Consider the following 17,087-nt stretch of genomic DNA (forward strand, 5'->3'; position numbering starts at 1 on the left):
AGGGCGTTACCGTTTACGGACAAGGCCGGGGATCCGCCGCCACGGGTTCCCGGCCTTTCGCTGCGCCTACAGACCCCTCGCCAGCAGCGCCAGGCGCACCCGGTTGGGCGCCGCGGTCTTGGCCATCAGCGACGTGACATGCGTCTTCACGGTCGTCACGCCGATGTGCAGCCGGTCGGCGATCTCCGTGTTGGACAGTCCCTCCCCGATCAGGTCGAGCACGTCCTGCTCCCGGTCGGTGAGCCCGGTGACCGGGCCGGGCGTGCCGGAACGCGCGGCCACCGCCCGCTGCACCAGCCGCTGCAACACCTCGTTGCTGAACGGGCTGTCCCCCGCCGCCGCCCGCCGGATGCCGTCCAGCAGCTCGGCCGGCGGCGCGTCCTTGAGCAGGAAGCCGGTCGCGCCCGCGGTCAGCGCCGGATAGAGGTGGTCGTCGTCGGAGAACGTGGTCAGCACCAGCACCCGGGTGGCCGGCCGCCCGGCCAGGATCCGCCCGGTCGCGGTGATCCCGTCCACCCCCGGCATCCGCAGGTCCATCACCACCACGTCGGGGGTGAGCCGGGCGGCCAGCGTGACCGCTTCCCGTCCGTCGCCGGCCTCACCGACCACCTCGAGGTCGGGCTGGGCCTCGCAGAGCATCCGCAACCCGGCCCGGATCATCTGCTGATCGTCGACCAGCAGGACCCGGATCACGCGGCGCCCGGCAGCGCGGTCCGCACCCGCCACCCGTTGCCGTACGGTCCGGCCTCGAGCTCGCCGCCGAGCACCTCGACCCGCTCCCGCATCCCGATGATCCCGTGCCCGCCGCCCGGCGGCGCCGGCTCGGTCACGCCGGGGCCGCCGTCGTCGGACACCTCCCACTCGACCCGGTCGGCGGTCACCGCCACGATCAGGCGGGCGTGCGCGGTCGTCCCCGCGTGCTTGGCCACGTTGGTCAACGCCTCCTGGGTCAGTCTGAGCACGGCCAGCCCGCGCACCGCGTCGAGCGCGGCGAGCGGGCCGGAGACCTCGGCGTCGACCACGAGGCCGCCTCGGCGCGCGGTCTCCACGGCGCCGTCGAGCGCGGCGGGCAGGGCGGACGGGTCGATGGCGGTCAGCGCGGCGTCCCCGCGTACGCCATCGGGGTCGCGCAACACCCCGACCAGCCGGCGCAGATCGGCCAGGGCCGTGGTCCCGCTGCGGTGCACGTCGTCGAAGACCTCGGCCGCCTTGGGGTCGAGGCCGGGCAGCACGTGCCGGGCCACGCCGACGCGCAGCACCATCGACGCCACGTGATGGGCCACCACGTCGTGCAGCTCGCGGGCGATGGCGTTGCGCTCGTCGGCCCGCGCGGCCCGGCTCTCCGACTCGTGCCGGCGCTGCTCCTGGACCACCCGTTCGGCGGCCTGCCGGCCCAGCTCGCGGGTGGTCCGCACGACCATGCCGGCCAGCAGCGGCAGGCCGATCACCGCGGTCAGGCCGAAGAGGTTGGACCGCAGCTGGCCGATCGGGTCGGTGATGGTGTCGCTGACGTGGACCGCGGCGACCAGCGCGACACACCAGCCGACCGTACGCAGCCGGCCGGCCCACATGGTGACCTCGAAGAGCATCCAGCTCGCCCCGACGATGTTGATCGTCGCGTCGTCGACCAGGGCGAACGCCGCGGCCAGCAGGGCCGCCTGCACCACCAGGCTGACCAGCGGGCGCCGGTGCAGCAGCAGGGTTCCGGCGAACGCCGCCCCGGCCAGCACCCACTGGGTGGTGCCCGCGACCGGCGTGCCGCCGTGACCACCGCCGAAGATCAGGTAGCTGAGCCCGCTGAGGTCGAGCAGGATCAGGCGCACGAGGGTGTCCCGCGCGTCGAACAACCTGCTCATCCAGCTCACGCCGGTCAGCCTACGGTGCTGTCTTGACGGCGAACCGGGTGCGGACCAGCAGGTACACCAGCAGGCCGAGCGGGCCGAGCAGGATGGTCAGGAGCAAAATCGGGGCCATCAGCAGGGCGGGGATCTCACGCTCGCGAGAATCCAGGTACGCCCACCGCCCGACGAACAGGTCGAAGGCGATGAAGTGCGCCCACCCCGCCGCCGCGCCGTCCGCGGTGCCGAGCAGATCGCGTACCCCGCCGAGGGTGGGCTGAGCGACCGCCGGGAGCACCTCGGTGAACGCGCCGGCCACCAGCGCGCCGTAGATCAGCAGCGGCGGCAGCACGATCCACGGCGAGCCGGCGATGCGCCTGGTCCAGGACCAGTGCGGCAGCAGGATCATCAGGGCCCAGAACGGCGCCGCCACCAGAAACGTGATCGAGAACAGAAACCCCGTCATGCTGTGCCGCCCAACCGAGAAGGAACAAGAACGCGATCTTGTCGCTCGCTTCGCTCGGTCATGCCGCCAACTCCAACTCTTCCCGACGGTCGTTGCGGACGATCAGTCCAGCGCCGCCGAGCACCACACCGGCCAGGATGCCGAACGCGGCCAGGGTCAGCGCGTCCGGGTGGATCAGCGACTGGCCACGCAGCGCCTGCCAGGTCGTCAGGACGGTGACCCCGGCGTAGCCGGCGCCGGCCACGAGCAGCAGCCGGACCTTGGTGCGGTCGGACATCCGCGCCGCGAAGCGGGTCAGGGCCCAGGCCAGCAGCGGCAGCGCCTGCAGGCCGTGCAGCCCGATGAAGTGGCCGATCCGCAGGTCGCCGGCGACCGTGCTCCAGCCGACCACGGGCAGGCCCGGTCCGCCGTCGAGAGCGCCGACGGTGTGCGCCCCGACGTCCCGGGCGGCCACCATCGGGGTGGCCGCGAGCAGGCCGATCACCGAGATGCCGAGGCCGAGCGCGACCCCGGTGCGGGCCACCCGGTTCGGGATGCGGGCCCGCAGCACCGCGATCGAGATCACGATGTGGGCCAGGAACAGCACCATGATCGCGATGCTCATGATGTCCCAGAGTGTCGCGTTGAGCGGTGTCGACTCGTTGTAGTGGCTCGTCGTACCCCGGACGGTCTGACCGGCGATGACCACCATCTCGGCGACCAGCGCCAGCACGATGACGAACGCCGACCACTCGACGACCCGGCTGCGCCGCGGCAGCAGCGAGAGCACCCAGGCCAGGGTGAGCGAGTAGAGCAGGATCGAGACGGAGAACTTGAACGGCTTCATCCAGGCCGGCGCGCCGAGCAGCACCCGGTCGTCGACGAGGATCGCGACCGCCGTGCCGACGGTGAGCAGCGCCATGGCCGCCACCAGGACCATCAGGGGGCGGTGCCAGGTCTTGATTTCCATGCCCTGACTCTGTCGACGAACGTCGCTGGAATCGCCCGCCCAGCGGCCCGACTCGCGACCGCCGGGAGGAGCCGGGCTCAGACCTGGGTAGGAGGCGATACTGAGCGCATGCCCATCGATTACCCGGTCGACGCCGACGGCAGGCGCAGCAGTCTGGCTTTCGGCCGGGCGGTGGTCGCCGATGCCCTGCGTGCGGCCGACCCGGCCGCCGCCGCGGCCGCCGAGCGCGAGGTGACCCTCCCCTACCGCGGTCAGCTGCTGCGGGGCGAGGCGCTGGACCGGCGGCTCGACGCCTGGGTGTCCGCCGGGATCATCGAGCCGTCCTGCGCCGCCGCCGTGCGTGAGGTGGTCGCCAACCCGGACTGGCTCGACCTCGCCGGCCGGACCCTGGTCGTGCTGGGCGCGGGCGCCGAGATGGGTCCGCTGCCGGCCTGGCTGGGCTGGGGCGGCACGGTCATCGGCGTGGATCTCCCCCGGCGCGGTGTACCCACGACTGGCCGTGGCCGTCGACGCCCTGGGCGAACACCTGCGGCAGCGGCGCGACGACATCACCCTGGCCGGCCTGGCCACCCCGACCGACTCCTTCGCGGTGCCGGCCGACGCGATGGCCGAGAGCCGGGCCCGGTGGCAGCGGCGGTCGGCGCGCGCCCGGATCGGCAACGTCCTCCTGGCCGGCCGCGGCCTGAGCCCCAACTATCCGGCCGGCTCCCCGCCGATCTGCGACGGCCTCTTCCCGATCCAGGGCCCGAACTACGCGCTGGCCAAGCGCATCCTGCGGTGGCGCTCGGCGCTGGCCCGGTCGGAGGGCACGCCGGTGTCGTTCGGGGGTGGCGCCGTCCACCCGGACCCGATCGGTGACCAGCAACCGGCTGCTCGCCGCGGCCTACGCCGGCGCGCACATCTTCGACGTGGAGATCTTCGAGCCGGCCACGGCCAGCAAGCTGATGGCGATCCTGCTCGTGCACGGCCTGCGCAAACCGCATCCGGCCGACGAGGCCTACGCCGCGGCGCACGGCGGGCTGTGGCGGGTCCCGTTCCGGCCGCGCAGCGCCCTGCCGCTGGCCGCGGTCCGCGGGTTGGTGTTCCGCTGACCGATCGGGGATAGGCTCGATCGTGTGGAGATCGCCGGGGTCGTCCTGGCGGCCGGAGCCGGCCGGCGCTACGGCATGCCCAAAGCGCTGGTGGCGTACGACGGCAAGCTGCTGGTCCGCCACGCCGCCGTGGCGCTGTCGGGTCTCTCCCGCGTGATCGTCGTGATCGGCGCCTCCGCCCCCGACGTCCGGAATGTCGCTCCGGAGCTGACCTATGTCGACAACCCGCGCTGGGAGACGGGCATGGGCTCGTCGCTCCAGGCCGGGCTGGCCGCCGTGCCCGAGGCCGGCGCCGCCGTGGTGACGCTGGTCGACATGCCCGGCGTCACGCGCGCGGCGGTCGACCGCCTGGCCGCCTTCGCGGCGCCGGACGCCCTGGTCATGGGAGGTTACGGCGATCGGCGCGGCCACCCCGTGCTGCTCGGCCGCGACCATTGGGCCGGCGCCTCCGCCGCCGCCGTGGGCGACCGCGGCGCCCGTGACTATCTCCGTTCCCGCGACGTGCGGGTGGTCGACGTCTCCGATGTCGCCGACGACTTCGACCTCGATGTTCCTCAGGGTGTGGGCCATGCGTGATGTCCTGGACGATCTGCTGCGCTGGTGGCACGCGGGCGAGGCGGTCGGTCTCGCCACCGTCACCGCGACCTGGAAGAGCGCGCCACGCCAGCCCGGCGCCGCGATGCTGGTCGGTCCGGACGGCACGGTGTCGGGCAGTGTCTCCGGCGGCTGCGTCGAGGGCGCGGTGTACGAGCTGTGCCGCGAGGTCGCCGAGAGCGGCGAGGCGCGGCCCGTCCGTTTCGGCATCTCCGACGACGACGCGTTCGAGGTCGGCCTGACCTGCGGCGGCATCATCGAGCTGCTGGTCGAGAAGGTCGACCGGCACACCTTCCCCGAGCTGCCCGAGCTGGCCGCCGCGGTCGCCGCCGACCGCCCGGTCGCGCTGGTCACCGGGGTGGCCGGCCCGATCGCCAAGCACCTGCTGATCACCCCCGACGAGCGGACCGGCACGTTCGGCCCCGACCGCCTCGACGACGCCGCCACCGACGACGGCCGCGGGTTGCTGGCCGCCGGCCGGACCGGCCTGCTCCACTACGGCCCCGACGGTCAGCGCCGCGGCGCCGGCACCACGCTGCTGGTCAGCGCGTTCGCCCCGCCGGCCCGGATGCTGGTCTTCGGGGCGACCGACCACGCCGCCGCGGTGGCCGGGATCGGCTCGTTCCTCGGCTACCGGGTGACCGTCTGCGACGCCCGGCCGGTGTTCGCCACCAAGCGCCGCTTCCCCACCGCCGACGAGGTCGTGGTCGACTGGCCCCACCGCTACCTGGCGGGCGAGGCCGAGGCCGGGCACATCGACGAGCGCACGGTGGTCTGCGTGCTCACCCACGACCCGAAGTTCGACGTACCCGTGCTCGAGGTCGCCTTGCGTCTGCCGCTCGGCTACGTGGGGGCGATGGGTTCCCGGCGTACGCACGACGACCGCCTCAAACGCCTCCGCGAGGCCGGCGTCGAGCCGCCCGAGCTGGCCCGCCTCTCCTCCCCGATCGGCCTCGACCTGGGCGCCCGCACCCCCGAGGAGACCGCGGTCAGCGTGGCCGCCGAGATCGTCGCGATGCGCTGGAGCGGATCGGGCCACCGCCTGACCGCCACCGACGGCCCGATCCACGCCGACACCTAGAGCGTGCGGCGCCGGGACCCGAGGGCGAAGGCGGCCCCGCCCACCGCGGCCGCCACGCCGGCGAGCAGGAACGTCGTGCGATAGCCGACCTGCTCGACCGCCAGCCCGGTGAGGATGCCCGAGACCAGGATCCCGGCCGTGGCCGCGTTGGCGAACAGGGTGGTGGCCCGGCCGGTCGCCGGGGCGAGCAGGTCCTGGAAGTACCGGATGCCGGCCCCGGCCACGACCGCGATCGCCACGCCGCGTAAGGCCTGGCCGATCACCAGCATGACCAGGCCGGACGACACCACGGTCAGGGCGTTGTAGCCGACCAGGGAGGCGAAGCCGCCGAGCATCAGGGCCCGCTGGTTCACCCGGGCGGGCAGGGCGGCCAGCGCCAGGGTGGCCGCGACCTCGACCGCGGCGCAGACGCTGAACAGCACGCCGACCGACGCCGGCGGCTCGTGCAGGGCGCGGGTGACGAACAGCGGCAGGGCCAGACCGCCGCCGAAGACCGCGGTGAAGAACAGGACGACGCCCGCGGTGAGCAGGACCGGGGTCTGGCCCGGGGACGAGCTCACCTCCACGACCGGCCCGGGCCGCGGCACCACGAGGACGGTCAGCGCGGACGCGAGGAACAACCCGGCCGCGGTCCACATCAGCCACGAGTAGCCGCCCTTGGACAGCACGAGCGCGCCCAGCAACGGCCCGACCGCCCAGGCCAGGGACCAGGCCGAGCGCAGCAGCGGGGCCGAGCGCTGCCCGGCGGCGCCCTCCCCGAGCACGGCGCGGGCCAGCGTGAACAACTGCGGGAAGGCCGCGCCCATCACCCCGAGCACCGTGGCCGCCATCAGGAGCAGCACCAGGAAGCCGGCGACCCGGGGCAGCACGAGATATCCGGCCGAACCCAGGAGGATCACGACGATCGCGTACGCCCGCGCGGGCCGGCGGTCGAACAGCCGGCCCAGCCACCAGCCGATGGTGATCCCGCTGACGGCGAACACCGACGACCACACGCCGATCTGGAACGGCGTCAGGCCCACCACGTCGGCGCCGAACAGGACGAGGTACGAGTTGACCATCGAGTCGGCGATGCCGAGCAGGAGGACGGCGGCGAACAGCGCGAGAAACGGCACGCGATCTTCATACCCGCCCCACCGTGATGGAATAGCGCGATGTTGCACCTGCGGATCATCACGCCGACCGATCGGACCGAACGGGTCGAGCGGGTGCTGACCGCGAGCGCCGCGGTCACCCATGTGGTCGCCTTCCCCGGCGTGGCCCGCGATCCGGCCGGCGACCTGATCACCTGCGACGTGGCCCGCGAGGGCGCCAGCGAGGTGCTCGACGAGCTCCGGGAGCTGGGCCTGGAGAAGGACGGCTCGATCATGATGGAGCGCGTCGACGCGGTGATGTCCGCGTCGGCCGACCGGGCCGAGCGGCGGGCGCCCGGCTTCGGGGTGGACGCCGTGGTGTGGGACGAGATCGAGCACACCACCGGCGAGGAGACGCGACTGTCCGCCGCGTACCTGGCCTTCATGGTCGTGGCCACCGTGATCGCGGGCATCGGCGTGCTGCTGGACCAGCCGATCCTGATCGTCGGGGCGATGGTGGTGGGCCCCGAGTTCGGGCCGGTGGCCGCGCTCTGCGTCGGCCTGGTGCGGCGACGGCCGGGGCTGGTCCGCCGCGCGGTGACCTCGCTGGTCGCCGGCTTCGCGGTGGGTGTCGTGGTGACCGTCCTGACCACCTGGTTGCTCAACGCGGCCGGCCTGGTCAGCAAGGCGATGCTGCTCGACGAGCGGCCACTGACCAGCTTCATCTGGCAGCCGGACGCGCTGAGCTGGGTGGTCGGGTTCCTGGCCGGGGTGGCCGGCATGCTCTCGCTGACCTCGGCCAAGGCGGGCACCCTGGTCGGGGTGCTGATCTCGGTGACCACGGTCCCGGCCGCGGCCAACGCGGCGGTCGCCCTGGCCTACGGCGTCACCGACGAGGCGGCCGGTTCGGCCCTGCAACTGCTCATCAACATCACCGCGATCGTGGCCGCGGGCGTGCTGACGCTGCTCGTCCAGAGGCTCGCGTGGCGGCGGGCCTAACCGGTAATCTTCGATCATGGTCACCCCCTTGGCCCTGGGCGCCTGGCCGACACCGGTGGAACGCGCCCCTCGGCTGGCCGCCGCGCTGGGCCTGCGCGAACTGTGGGTGAAACGTGACGATCTGGTCGGTCTGGGCGGCGGTGGCAACAAGGTCCGCAAGCTGGAATACACCTGCGCCGAGGCGTTCGCCGCCGGGGCCCACACGCTGATCACCACCGGCGCGCCGCAGAGCAACCACTGCCGGTCGACCGCGGCCGCCGCCGCGCGGCTCGGGCTGCGCTGCGTCCTCGTGCTCGCCGGGCACCCGCCGGCTTCCCTGGCCGGCAACCTGATCCTCGACTCGCTGGCCGGCGCCGAGGTGGTCTGGGCCGGCGACGAGTCGCCCACCCAGGTGGCCCAGGCCGAGGCGGCCCGGCACGACGGCGCCCACCTGATCCCGTTCGGCGGCACGTCGGCGGCGTCGGTCCAGGCCTATGTGGACTGCGCCAAGGAACTGGTCGGGCAGGTTCCCGAGTTCGACCGGGTCGTGGTCGCGGTGGGCTCGGGCGGGACGATGGCCGGCCTGGTGCGCGAGCTCGGCCCCGAGCGGGTGTACGGGGTCGACGTCGGCGCCGTGGCCGACCCGCACGCCACGGTCGGCGCCCTGCTCCCGGTGCCGCCGTCCTCGCTCACCATCGACCAGCGTCAGATCGGCCGGGGGTACGCCGCGTTCACCGAACCGGTCCGCGACGCGATCAAGCTGGCCGCCCGCACCGAGGGGCTCTTCCTCGACCCGACCTACACCGGCCGGGCCCTGGCCGGCCTGATCGCCATGGGCCGGGGCGACGGCCTGACCCGCACCGGCCGCGTCGTCTTCATGCACACCGGCGGCCTGCCGGCGCTGTTCGGCCACCCCGAACTCTGACGCGCTCTACTGGTAGCCGCGGATCTGGCAGAACGCCTTGGTCAGGTCGCCGCCGCGGGCGTCCCAGGTCTCGCCGCCGGTCAGCGTGCCGAGCTCGCGCATCTGCGCCTCCTGCGCCTCGCCGAAGAGGATCGGGAACACCGCCGCCGCGCCGTCGTTCGGGGCGATGAACCTCTTGAACGCGGCCAGATCACGACCCCGGTTGCTCTCGCCGTCGGTCATCACCACGATGCTGGTGAAGCGGTCCTGGTCGGCGGCCGCGTCCAGCGCTCCGTACGCGGCGATCACCGAGTCGTACACGGCGGTGTTGCCGCGTACCTGAAGCTTCTCGATCTCACCGCGCAGCCGATCGCGGGACGGCTGCGGGTTCCGCGCGTCGATGGTGTACGTCTGTGGCCGGCCCGGCTTGTCGCTGAACGGCAGGATGACCACCTCCTCCCGGCTGCGGAACCGGCAGTACGACCCGGTGAGCGTCCGGTTGACACCGGTCAGGCCGGTCAGGGCCGCCTTGAGCTGGGTGATCCGCCCGTTCTTGCCCATCGAGCCGGAGAGGTCGAGCACGTAGACCGTGCGGGACGGCCGCCGCAGCTTGTCGAGGTAGGCGCTCAGCAGCGCGTCGATCGACGCCCGGGTCTCCGGGAAGTTCAGCTCGACCGGCGACTCGGGCAGGCCGGCCGGGCGGGGCACACCGGCCACCGCGGGGCGGCGCGCGGTCTCCGTACCGATCTGCTTCTGCACCTGCTCGGTCCGCAGATAGTCGGTCAGCCGCTGGTGGGCGTCGCGGATCCCGGCCGGCGCGCCGGCGAGCACGGTGAGCGGATAGTCGGCGCTGACCACGCCGTCGGACGGGTAGATCAGGGTGAGCGGCTCGTTCAGCCGGTTCGTGTTGTTGAGCGCGATCAGCGACGCCTCGTAGTTGATCAGGCCGTCGATCGGCTCGGGGCCGGACATCCGCTTGACGTACGCGTCGGTGAGCCAGCCGGACGAGCCGGCCGTCATCTTCTGGGCCTTGAAGAAGCCGGTGAGCGGGGCGGCGACCTTGTTGATGGCGGCCGCGTCCAGCGCCCGGCCGCTGCCGTCCAGCGCCGCGGCCACCGCGACCAGGGCGGAGAAGCCGGTGTTGGAGTCGGCCGGATCGGTCATCGCGAACGTGAACCGGCCGGCCTCGGCCGCCGCGGCGATGTCCTTCCAGGTCACTGGCTTACCGGTCCAGCCCAGCCGCTCGGCCGTGGAGGCGCGCAGACCGAGCACCACCGGTGAGCCCATGATCCGGGTGGCGGCGCCGAGCCGCTTCTTCGCCTCGGGAATGGTCTCGAGGTAGCGGTTGGCCGAGAACCAGACGGCGTCGTACTTGCCGTCGGCCCGGCCGGTGGCGACCGTCTCGGCGCCCTCCAGGCTGCCGGTGAAGTCCATCTTCACGGTCACGCCGGTGGCCTTCGCGGCCGCGTCGAGGATCGGCTTCAGATCGGCCAGTTCGCTGCCGGCCAGCACGCGCAGGGTGACTTTTTCCGCGGGCGGAGCGGGCGGCTTCTTCTCCGGCGGGGCCGAGGTGCAGGCGGTGAGGAGGGCGGCCGTGGCCACCCCGGCCAGGACGCGACGGATCATTGCGCGCACTTCCCGTTCTGCTGGTCGAAGGGGCCGAGCCGGTCGATCATCTTCTCGAGGAGGGGGTATTCGGGCGGCTCGACGACGACCGGCGGGGCCGGGCGGTCCGGCAGCGAGCGCCCCTCCGGGCGGAAGCCGTAGCGGACCGCGATGTCCTGGAGTTCCTTGTCGTCCCGCAGCATCCGGCCGACGGCGTCGCCCGGTTCGGTGATCGGCACCAGGGTGTGCCAGGCGTAGACGGTGGGGTTCGGGAACAGCAGCACGTGCCGGCCGTCCTCCGGGACCTGCGACGACGAGGCCTCGTCGTAGTACTGGGACTCGTAGATCAGGGCCATCGGCGTCCGGTTGGGCCCGTCGGTGAGGTACTCGTCGAAGAGCACCTCGCTGGTGCTGGGCTTCTGGCCCTGGTACGAGATCAGCCGGCACAGCTCGGGCATGACCTTGGCCAGCGCGCCGTCGTCGGCGACCGGCTTGTCCCCGTTGAGCACCGACGACACGATCGACACGAACATGATCGCCGAGTTCGAGTCGGCCGGGTCGGTGGTGCGCATCAGCACGACGTTGCCGTTCGGCGAGCCGGTGTTGCCCTTCAGGTCGCGCCAGCGGGTGCCCTTGCGCCCGAGCTCGACGAGCTTGGCCACGCTGACCGTGTCCGTGCCGTTGACGCGCCGCGCGATCCCGTTGGCCCGCAACACGTCCACGGTCTCCGTGAAGGTGGCCACCACCATCACCGACGAGAACGGCCGGTACGACTTGTCGATCTTCAGCGTGGTCATGATCGTGCGGGCGGTGGGCGTGCTCGACGGCAGCGCGAAGTCGTAGTCGTTGCCCGGCCGGAGGCTGCTGATCATCTCGCGCGAGCCCCGCGCGTCGATCCGCAGGTCGTACCCGGCGCACCGGAAGATCTCGGCGACCCGGGCGTCCCGCAGGTACGCCTCCTTCTCCGAGCCGACGATGCCACGCACCGCGCGCGGGTCGCCGGCGCACCCGGCGTCGTCGCCGCCGGTCACCACGTTGCGCACGACCACGAACGCGACGACCAGCAGCAGGGCGGCGCCGATCGTGCCGACGACCGCCCGGAGCGGCTTCATCGTTCGAGCAACCGCAGGTCCGGCGGGACCAGGGTCGCGGCGTCGAGAAGGAAACGGAGCAGGTTCATCTTGATCTCCCATGATGGGCTTCCTGGCCCGCGCCGGTGTCTTGGGCTCGGCGTTCAACGCCGCGTACGCCGCCCGCCCGAAACTCGCCGCGTCCTGCTGCCGGTCGTCCGGCTCCTTTGCCAGCCCTTTCATCACCACGTCCCGCAGCGCCCGCGGCACCGTCGGCGGCAGCGGCGCCGGCGGGTCGAACAGGTGCGCCTTGAGCGGGAACGGCTGCCCCTCCGCACCGAACGGCAGCCGCCCGGACAGCGCCTGGTAGAGCACCACCGCGAGCGAGTAGATGTCGGCGCGGTGGTCGGCCTGGGTGCCCAGCAGGCGCTCCGGTGCGATGTACGGCGGGGTGCCGACCATCTGCCCGACGCGGGTGATCGCCGGGTCGCTGGTGTCGACCCGCTGCGCGATGCCCCAGTCGGTCAGGTAGACGTGGTCGACGCCGTCGTCCACACCGTCGTGGAGCAGGATGTTCGACGGCTTCACGTCCCGGTGCCGCAGCGATGTACGGCGGAGGCCCGATGCCGAAGTCGTAGACCGGCACCACGTACGGGTTCTCGATCTCCGACGCCACCTCCATCTCGAGCAGGAACCGCGCCCGCAACTCGTCCTGCCGTAACGCCTCGTCGGTGAGGATCTTGAGGGCGACCCGGCGGTTGTTGCGGGCGTCGACGGCCTCCCACACCTCGCCCATGCCACCCCGGCCGATCATGGTTTTGAGCTCGTAGGGCCCGATCGATCCGCGCATAGCCACCTCATGTCCTCCCAGCTCACGGTATGAAGCCGGAACAACGTTGAGAGCAGCTTCCGAGCAGGTGGACGCCAGGTGTCCTAACGGTTGCGAAGCCTCCGCAACATGCGCGCGTCGCCAAATCCGACCGCCCTCGCGGCAGCTTCCACGGTGGATCCGTGGCCGATCAGATGCTCGGCCCGCTCCAGCCGCAAGGACTGCTGGTAGCGGTCCGGGAACTCCCCCGACCGCAGCGGTGACCGCCAGCCCGGCACGACGAGGAGATCGCCGGTGGTCACTCTGGGCGGTTCGGTCTCGGCCACGACCGTCAAACCCTGATGGGTACGTACGTCAGCCCGCCCCGCGACGTACCGCAACTCGTACTCATGTCCCGCATCGGCCGCCGCCCCGAACACCTGCGCCGGCCCGGCCAGATCCAGCAGATGCAGACCGGGCGTCAACAGGAAGACGACCCGGGTCACGCCTCGGTCAGCTCCTTCACCGTCCGGATGGTGGCGAACCGCCCCGCGAGCGCGAACTCGGTCCGCTCGATGATGTCGTCCGTGCCGAGCACCCGGTCGTCCCACCGGATCGGGAACGTGGCCGTGGCCTCGGTCACGAAGTCCACCTCGTACCCGAGATCGGCCGCCAGCCGCGCCGTGGTCTCACAGCACTGCTCGGTCTGGATCCCGCAGACGACCACCTTCCGAACCCCGAGCTCGGTGAGCCGCTGCTGCAGATTCGTGGTCGTGAACGCGTTCCGCGACGTCTTGGTCAGAACCGGCTCACCGTCCCGGGGCGCCAGCCCGTCGACCAGCCGCACATGCCCCGACTCCGGATCGAACGGCGTGTCGCTCCCCGGCTCGGAGTGCAACACCCAGATCACCACGCCCCCTTTCTCCCGGGCCGCATCCACCAGCCGCCCCACCTCCACGGCCACCCCCGGATTCGACACCTCCGCCCAGTTCTTCCGCTGTCGAAAGCTCTCCTGCACGTCAATCACCAGCAACGCACTCGTCATGCTGCACAGTCTGGTCACCCGCTTACCCCAGCGGAAGTCACGTTCGAGCCCCCTCCCGGAACGATCCGGTCACCCTGCGGGGCTGATCGGACAGGGGCAGCGGGATATCGAAGGTGGGCGATAGGTTTGGGCGATGGGGGATCTGACCGGGAAGACGGCGGTGGTGACGGGCGGCTCGCGGGGGATCGGGCGGGCGATTGTCGAACGGCTGGGGCGGGACGGCGCGACCGTCGTGTTCAGCTATCACTCGCGGGCCGACGACGCGGCCGAGGTGGTGAAGGCGGTGCCCGGCGCACGGGCCGTCCGGGTCGATCTGGCCGCCGACGACGCCGTGGACACGCTGTTCGCCGGGGTCGACGACCTCGACATCCTGGTGTGCAACGCGGCCGCGCGGTTCTCGCCGGCGCCGGTCGCCGAGGTCACCCCGGCGGAGTACGACCGGGTGATGGCGGTCAACGCCCGGTCGGTCTACTTCTCCATGCAGCACGCCGCGCGGCACATGCGGGACGGCGGCCGCATCATCACACTGTCCACGATGAACACCCGGATGCCCGCGCCCGGCGCCGCCCTCTACATGGGCACCAAGGGCGCGATCGAGCAGTTCGGGCGGGCGCTCATGGGAGAGCTGGGCCCGCGCGGCATCACCGTCAACGCGGTCTCGCCGGGCGCCACCGAGACCGACCTGCTCCGCACCACCAACTCGCCCGAGCAGCTGGCGATGATCGAAGCGCACACGCCGCTCGGCCGGGTCGGGCAGCCCGAGGACATCGCCGATGTCGTGGCGTTCCTGGCCGGGCCGGACGGCCGCTGGATCACCGGCCAGAACCTCCGGGCCGGCGGCGGGCTGGGCGGCTGAAGGCGGCTGGGCGGGGTCACCGCGTGACGTTGTCGGTCGCCGCCACCAGGTCGTCCCGGTAGGGCAGCCCCTCGCAATCGCCCGGGGTGGTGACCGCGAACGCGCCGACCGCGATCGCCGTCCGCAGGCGTGGCCCGGCGGCCGCCCCGGCCATCCGGTCGGCGAGGTAGCCGGCCACGAACGCGTCACCGGCGCCGACCGGGTCGACCACCGTCGCGGCGAGCGCCGGCACCTCGTACCGCCGGCCCTCGATCAAGGCGGCGCAGCCGCGGGCGCCGTCCTTGACCACCACCTCGGCCGGACCGAGCCCGGCCAGCCCGGCCACCGGATCGCCGTCGCCCACGAACAGCGCCGCCTCGTCGGGGCCGGCGAACGCGATGTCGGCCCGCGTCACCAGATCACGCAGCACCGGCGCGGCGTCGAACCGCGACCACAGCTTGGCCCGGTAGTTGACGTCGACCGACACGGTCACCCCGTCGGCGCGGGCCTGCTCGACGGCCTGGAACACGGCGGCGCGGGCGCCCGCGCTCAAGGCCGGCGTGATGCCCGTGACGTGCAGAATGTCGATGTCGCTGAAGGACGCGGGCAGGTCGGCCGGTGACAGCCGCGACCCGGCGCTCCCGGCCCGGTGGTAGTCGACGTGGGTCAGCGCGCCGGTCCGCCGGTAGCGCACCATCAGGCCGGTGAACGCGTCGTCCCGGATGGCGTGAGTGGTCACGCCCTCGTGCCGCAGCCGGTTCGCGATCAGGTCGCCGGTGGCGTCCCGGCCGACCCGCCCCAGCCACGTGGCCCGGCCGCCGAGCCGGGCCACCCCGATGGCCACGTTGCTCTCGGCGCCGCCGATGGCGAACGAGAAGCTCCGGGCGTACTCGAGAAGACCGATCCCGTCCGCGGCGACCAGGCCCATGGTCTCACCGAAGGTGAAGAGCCCGCTCATTCGGCGAACCTGGCCACCGCGACCGCCTCGGCCGCGCGCCGCGCCCGCACCGCGAGCTGACCCAGGTCGCCGCCGGTGAACGCGTCACCGAGCAGCGGCCCGCCCAGACCCACGGCGGAGGCGCCGCTGCTCAGCCAGGCGGTGATGTCGTCGAGGCCGATGCCGCCGGTCGGCATGATCCGGGTGCCGGGCAGCGGGCCGTGCAGATCCTTGAGGTAGCCCGGGCCGACCGCCGACGCCGGGAACAACTTGACCAGCCCGGCGCCGGCCTGCGCGGCGCGGTGGATCTCGCTCGGGGTGAGCCCGCCCGGGTAGAACGGCACGCCGAAGTCCTGCTGCATGGCCGGGTCGACGACCGGCGACACCAGGAACGCCGCGCCCGCGTCGACCGACGCCTTGGCCTGGTCCGGGGTGAGCACGGTGCCGGCCCCGATCACCGCGGACGGCGGCAGCTCGCGCCGCAGCACCGCCAGCGCGTCCAGCGCCCCGCGCGAGGTGAGCGTCACCTCGATCGCGGTGATCCCGTTGCCGACGAGCACGTCGGCCACCGCCGCGAAGCCGTCCGCGGACGCCGCCCGCAGCACCGCGACCACCCCGCTGCGTACGAGCGCGGCGGTGGTGCTGTCCATCTCCGACATGTCGCCCTCCTCAGGGTCGGTGTCAGCTCCGATCCTGCCGGACCACGTTCCGCTGCGGGGGTTCGGTCCGGATCTCCAGCTCCTCGCGGATCGCCGCCTCCAACTCCTGCATGACCAGCGGCACCTGGGCGAGCAGCTCACGGACGTGTTTCTGCGGTTCCACCCCCGGCGGCGCCGGCCCGTTGGTCGCGTGCAGCTGTTCCAGCTGAAGGTGCACGGCGAGCGCGGCGCTGCGTACCGGCCCCGAGGCCAGCAGCCGCACCTGCGCGAGCGGAGGACCGACCTCGCCCAGGTAGGCCATCGCGTCCGGGGTCTTGTCCTCGGTGCGGAGCCGGTACACGACCCGCTCGAACACGGCCATCAGGTCGACGTACGCGGACTTGCGTTCGGTGTACCACCGCTTCGTCCGGCGGTACCGGCTGCGGGCATAGTCGGTGCGGGCCTGTACGAGCAGCGCCACACCGGCGCCCGCCAGCGCGAACACGACGGCAACGAGGGGCAGCGCCCACCACGGGATCGGAGACACGGGCTAACGGTATCGGTCACCCTTTTTCCGGGTACGCACGAGCACGGCACCGTTCCCGCTCCGCGGCCTGACCGGCCCGTCCAGGCCGTGCCGCGACCGCCGGGCGTGACCGGTCCGTCACTCTCCCGAGCGCCGCCGCCCCCGCCGAGGCAGATTCAGCCGATAGGCCCGATCGTCCCCCAGTTCGAACCCGAACTCTTCACACAGCCGATTGGCGGCCACCCGCGACGGCCGGGACGAGAGATCAATCGTGTAGGCCCCATCAATGCTGGCCAACCGAACCGCCTCGAGCAGCAGGGCCGACCCGACTCCCCGCCCCCGGCACCCAACATCCACCACAACATCCTCAACCCGTGCCCGTACCCCCGTAGGCGTAGGAAACACCACAAGCGTGAGAGTCCCGACAATCTCCCCGTCAAGCCGCCCCACCAGCACCCGGCTACCGGGCCAGGCGACCAGCACCCCCACAGCTTCCACACCGATCAGATCCACCAGAGGCGACAATTGAGGCATAAGCCGAGCCAGCGCAGTGACAACCTCGTCGCCCGCTTCCTCGACAACTTCCACCCCCACACCCATGACCACCGACTCTAAGCCGCGCCGCCCTTCCCCCGACAAGATCACCTCT

At 72.5% G+C, this 17,087-nt stretch carries 20 protein-coding genes; 6 read left to right on the forward strand and 14 right to left on the reverse strand.

What is annotated here, in order from left to right:
- Positions 1–66 precede the first annotated feature (66 nt).
- The 5 genes from AB0M54_RS41270 to AB0M54_RS41290 form a co-directional block, all read right to left on the reverse strand.
- The gene (locus AB0M54_RS41270) at positions 67–693 is read right to left on the reverse strand and encodes a response regulator transcription factor (protein ID WP_364316812.1); all 627 of its coding nucleotides are present in this window, start codon (positions 691–693) and stop codon (positions 67–69) included.
- On the reverse strand, positions 690–1,856 hold the full coding sequence (locus AB0M54_RS41275; protein WP_364477626.1) for a histidine kinase: 1,167 nt from the start codon (positions 1,854–1,856) through the stop codon (positions 690–692). The genes AB0M54_RS41270 and AB0M54_RS41275 overlap by 4 nt, the downstream gene beginning before the upstream one ends.
- Before the next feature lie 19 nt (positions 1,857–1,875).
- Positions 1,876–2,304 carry an ABA4-like family protein gene (locus AB0M54_RS41280; protein ID WP_364477629.1) on the reverse strand — a complete coding sequence of 143 codons (429 nt, stop codon included), beginning with the start codon at positions 2,302–2,304 and terminating at the stop codon, positions 1,876–1,878.
- Between the two features lie 58 nt (positions 2,305–2,362).
- Positions 2,363–3,253: a hypothetical protein gene (locus tag AB0M54_RS41285; protein WP_364316804.1), complete on the reverse strand. Its 891-nt coding sequence runs from the start codon at positions 3,251–3,253 to the stop codon at positions 2,363–2,365.
- 251 nt (positions 3,254–3,504) lie between these two features.
- The gene (locus tag AB0M54_RS41290) at positions 3,505–3,711 is read right to left on the reverse strand and encodes a hypothetical protein (RefSeq protein ID WP_364477632.1); all 207 of its coding nucleotides are present in this window, start codon (positions 3,709–3,711) and stop codon (positions 3,505–3,507) included.
- A 369-nt stretch (positions 3,712–4,080) separates the two neighbouring features.
- On the opposite strand from AB0M54_RS41290, the gene AB0M54_RS41295 reads away from it, so the two are divergent.
- The 3 genes from AB0M54_RS41295 to AB0M54_RS41305 are packed head-to-tail and all read left to right on the forward strand — an operon-like array spanning position 4,081 to position 6,019.
- A complete protein-coding gene (locus AB0M54_RS41295; RefSeq protein ID WP_364477634.1) occupies positions 4,081–4,344 on the forward strand; it encodes a hypothetical protein in 264 nt (87 codons plus the stop codon).
- Between the two features lie 24 nt (positions 4,345–4,368).
- On the forward strand, positions 4,369–4,920 hold the full coding sequence (locus AB0M54_RS41300) for a nucleotidyltransferase family protein (protein WP_364316795.1): 552 nt from the start codon (positions 4,369–4,371) through the stop codon (positions 4,918–4,920).
- Positions 4,913–6,019, forward strand: coding sequence for an XdhC family protein (locus AB0M54_RS41305; RefSeq protein WP_364477637.1), 1,107 nt, complete (start codon positions 4,913–4,915; stop codon positions 6,017–6,019). The genes AB0M54_RS41300 and AB0M54_RS41305 overlap by 8 nt, the downstream gene beginning before the upstream one ends.
- Here the strand turns inward: AB0M54_RS41305 and AB0M54_RS41310 are convergent.
- Positions 6,016–7,257 (reverse strand): MFS transporter, encoded by a 1,242-nt coding sequence (locus tag AB0M54_RS41310; protein WP_364477640.1) that lies wholly within the window; start codon positions 7,255–7,257, stop codon positions 6,016–6,018. The two genes, AB0M54_RS41305 and AB0M54_RS41310, sit on opposite strands and share 4 nt — an antisense overlap.
- Here AB0M54_RS41310 and AB0M54_RS41315 point away from each other — a divergent pair.
- Positions 7,174–8,091, forward strand: coding sequence for a DUF389 domain-containing protein (locus tag AB0M54_RS41315; RefSeq protein ID WP_364477643.1), 918 nt, complete (start codon positions 7,174–7,176; stop codon positions 8,089–8,091). The two genes, AB0M54_RS41310 and AB0M54_RS41315, sit on opposite strands and share 84 nt — an antisense overlap.
- A 16-nt stretch (positions 8,092–8,107) precedes the next feature.
- Complete coding sequence (locus AB0M54_RS41320) at positions 8,108–8,995, forward strand: pyridoxal-phosphate dependent enzyme (protein ID WP_364316785.1); 888 nt, start codon at positions 8,108–8,110, stop codon at positions 8,993–8,995.
- A 6-nt stretch (positions 8,996–9,001) separates the two neighbouring features.
- On the opposite strand, the gene AB0M54_RS41325 is transcribed toward AB0M54_RS41320, so the two are convergent.
- The 4 genes from AB0M54_RS41325 to AB0M54_RS41340 all read right to left on the reverse strand — a co-directional run bounded on the left by AB0M54_RS41325 (position 9,002) and on the right by AB0M54_RS41340 (position 13,502).
- On the reverse strand, positions 9,002–10,600 hold the full coding sequence (locus AB0M54_RS41325; RefSeq protein WP_364477646.1) for a VWA domain-containing protein: 1,599 nt from the start codon (positions 10,598–10,600) through the stop codon (positions 9,002–9,004).
- Positions 10,597–12,450 (reverse strand): serine/threonine-protein kinase, encoded by a 1,854-nt coding sequence (locus tag AB0M54_RS41330; protein ID WP_364477649.1) that lies wholly within the window; start codon positions 12,448–12,450, stop codon positions 10,597–10,599. Before AB0M54_RS41330 ends, AB0M54_RS41325 begins: the two co-directional genes overlap by 4 nt.
- Before the next feature lie 132 nt (positions 12,451–12,582).
- On the reverse strand, positions 12,583–12,963 hold the full coding sequence (locus tag AB0M54_RS41335; RefSeq protein ID WP_364477652.1) for a hypothetical protein: 381 nt from the start codon (positions 12,961–12,963) through the stop codon (positions 12,583–12,585).
- Positions 12,960–13,502 carry a cysteine hydrolase family protein gene (locus AB0M54_RS41340; protein WP_364477655.1) on the reverse strand — a complete coding sequence of 181 codons (543 nt, stop codon included), beginning with the start codon at positions 13,500–13,502 and terminating at the stop codon, positions 12,960–12,962. The genes AB0M54_RS41335 and AB0M54_RS41340 overlap by 4 nt, the downstream gene beginning before the upstream one ends.
- Positions 13,503–13,635: 133 nt before the next feature.
- On the opposite strand from AB0M54_RS41340, the gene AB0M54_RS41345 reads away from it, so the two are divergent.
- Positions 13,636–14,358 (forward strand): SDR family oxidoreductase, encoded by a 723-nt coding sequence (locus AB0M54_RS41345; protein ID WP_364477658.1) that lies wholly within the window; start codon positions 13,636–13,638, stop codon positions 14,356–14,358.
- 16 nt (positions 14,359–14,374) lie between these two features.
- On the opposite strand, the gene AB0M54_RS41350 is transcribed toward AB0M54_RS41345, so the two are convergent.
- From AB0M54_RS41350 to AB0M54_RS41365, 4 genes are all read right to left on the reverse strand, one after another.
- Positions 14,375–15,295 (reverse strand): sugar kinase, encoded by a 921-nt coding sequence (locus AB0M54_RS41350; protein ID WP_364316771.1) that lies wholly within the window; start codon positions 15,293–15,295, stop codon positions 14,375–14,377.
- The gene (locus AB0M54_RS41355) at positions 15,292–15,933 is read right to left on the reverse strand and encodes a bifunctional 4-hydroxy-2-oxoglutarate aldolase/2-dehydro-3-deoxy-phosphogluconate aldolase (RefSeq protein WP_364316769.1); all 642 of its coding nucleotides are present in this window, start codon (positions 15,931–15,933) and stop codon (positions 15,292–15,294) included. The genes AB0M54_RS41350 and AB0M54_RS41355 overlap by 4 nt, the downstream gene beginning before the upstream one ends.
- A gap of 22 nt (positions 15,934–15,955) precedes the next feature.
- Positions 15,956–16,459 carry a hypothetical protein gene (locus AB0M54_RS41360; protein ID WP_364316766.1) on the reverse strand — a complete coding sequence of 168 codons (504 nt, stop codon included), beginning with the start codon at positions 16,457–16,459 and terminating at the stop codon, positions 15,956–15,958.
- 117 nt (positions 16,460–16,576) lie between these two features.
- The gene (locus AB0M54_RS41365; protein WP_364477661.1) at positions 16,577–17,038 is read right to left on the reverse strand and encodes a GNAT family N-acetyltransferase; all 462 of its coding nucleotides are present in this window, start codon (positions 17,036–17,038) and stop codon (positions 16,577–16,579) included.
- Positions 17,039–17,087: the final 49 nt, after the last annotated feature.

The sequence above is a fragment of the Actinoplanes sp. NPDC051470 genome, assembly GCF_040682035.1.
GTDB lineage: Bacteria > Actinomycetota > Actinomycetes > Mycobacteriales > Micromonosporaceae > Actinoplanes.

Excerpts from the sequence above, each read along its gene's own strand:
- AB0M54_RS41275 (WP_364477626.1), bottom strand. The coding sequence starts at position 1,856 with ATGAGCAGGTTGTTCGACGCGCGGGACACCCTCGTGCGCCTGATCCTG.
- AB0M54_RS41280 (WP_364477629.1), bottom strand. The coding sequence starts at position 2,304 with ATGACGGGGTTTCTGTTCTCGATCACGTTTCTGGTGGCGGCGCCGTTC.
- AB0M54_RS41285 (WP_364316804.1), bottom strand. The coding sequence starts at position 3,253 with ATGGAAATCAAGACCTGGCACCGCCCCCTGATGGTCCTGGTGGCGGCC.
- AB0M54_RS41290 (WP_364477632.1), bottom strand. The coding sequence starts at position 3,711 with ATGACCGTGCCGCCCCAGCCCAGCCAGGCCGGCAGCGGACCCATCTCG.
- AB0M54_RS41305 (WP_364477637.1), top strand. The coding sequence starts at position 4,913 with ATGCGTGATGTCCTGGACGATCTGCTGCGCTGGTGGCACGCGGGCGAG.
- AB0M54_RS41315 (WP_364477643.1), top strand. The coding sequence starts at position 7,174 with ATGTTGCACCTGCGGATCATCACGCCGACCGATCGGACCGAACGGGTC.
- AB0M54_RS41310 (WP_364477640.1), bottom strand. The coding sequence starts at position 7,257 with ATGGGTGACCGCGGCGCTCGCGGTCAGCACCCGCTCGACCCGTTCGGT.
- AB0M54_RS41320 (WP_364316785.1), top strand. The coding sequence starts at position 8,108 with ATGGTCACCCCCTTGGCCCTGGGCGCCTGGCCGACACCGGTGGAACGC.
- AB0M54_RS41325 (WP_364477646.1), bottom strand. The coding sequence starts at position 10,600 with ATGATCCGTCGCGTCCTGGCCGGGGTGGCCACGGCCGCCCTCCTCACC.
- AB0M54_RS41340 (WP_364477655.1), bottom strand. The coding sequence starts at position 13,502 with ATGACGAGTGCGTTGCTGGTGATTGACGTGCAGGAGAGCTTTCGACAG.
- AB0M54_RS41345 (WP_364477658.1), top strand. The coding sequence starts at position 13,636 with ATGGGGGATCTGACCGGGAAGACGGCGGTGGTGACGGGCGGCTCGCGG.
- AB0M54_RS41350 (WP_364316771.1), bottom strand. The coding sequence starts at position 15,295 with ATGAGCGGGCTCTTCACCTTCGGTGAGACCATGGGCCTGGTCGCCGCG.
- AB0M54_RS41355 (WP_364316769.1), bottom strand. The coding sequence starts at position 15,933 with ATGTCGGAGATGGACAGCACCACCGCCGCGCTCGTACGCAGCGGGGTG.
- AB0M54_RS41365 (WP_364477661.1), bottom strand. The coding sequence starts at position 17,038 with ATGGGTGTGGGGGTGGAAGTTGTCGAGGAAGCGGGCGACGAGGTTGTC.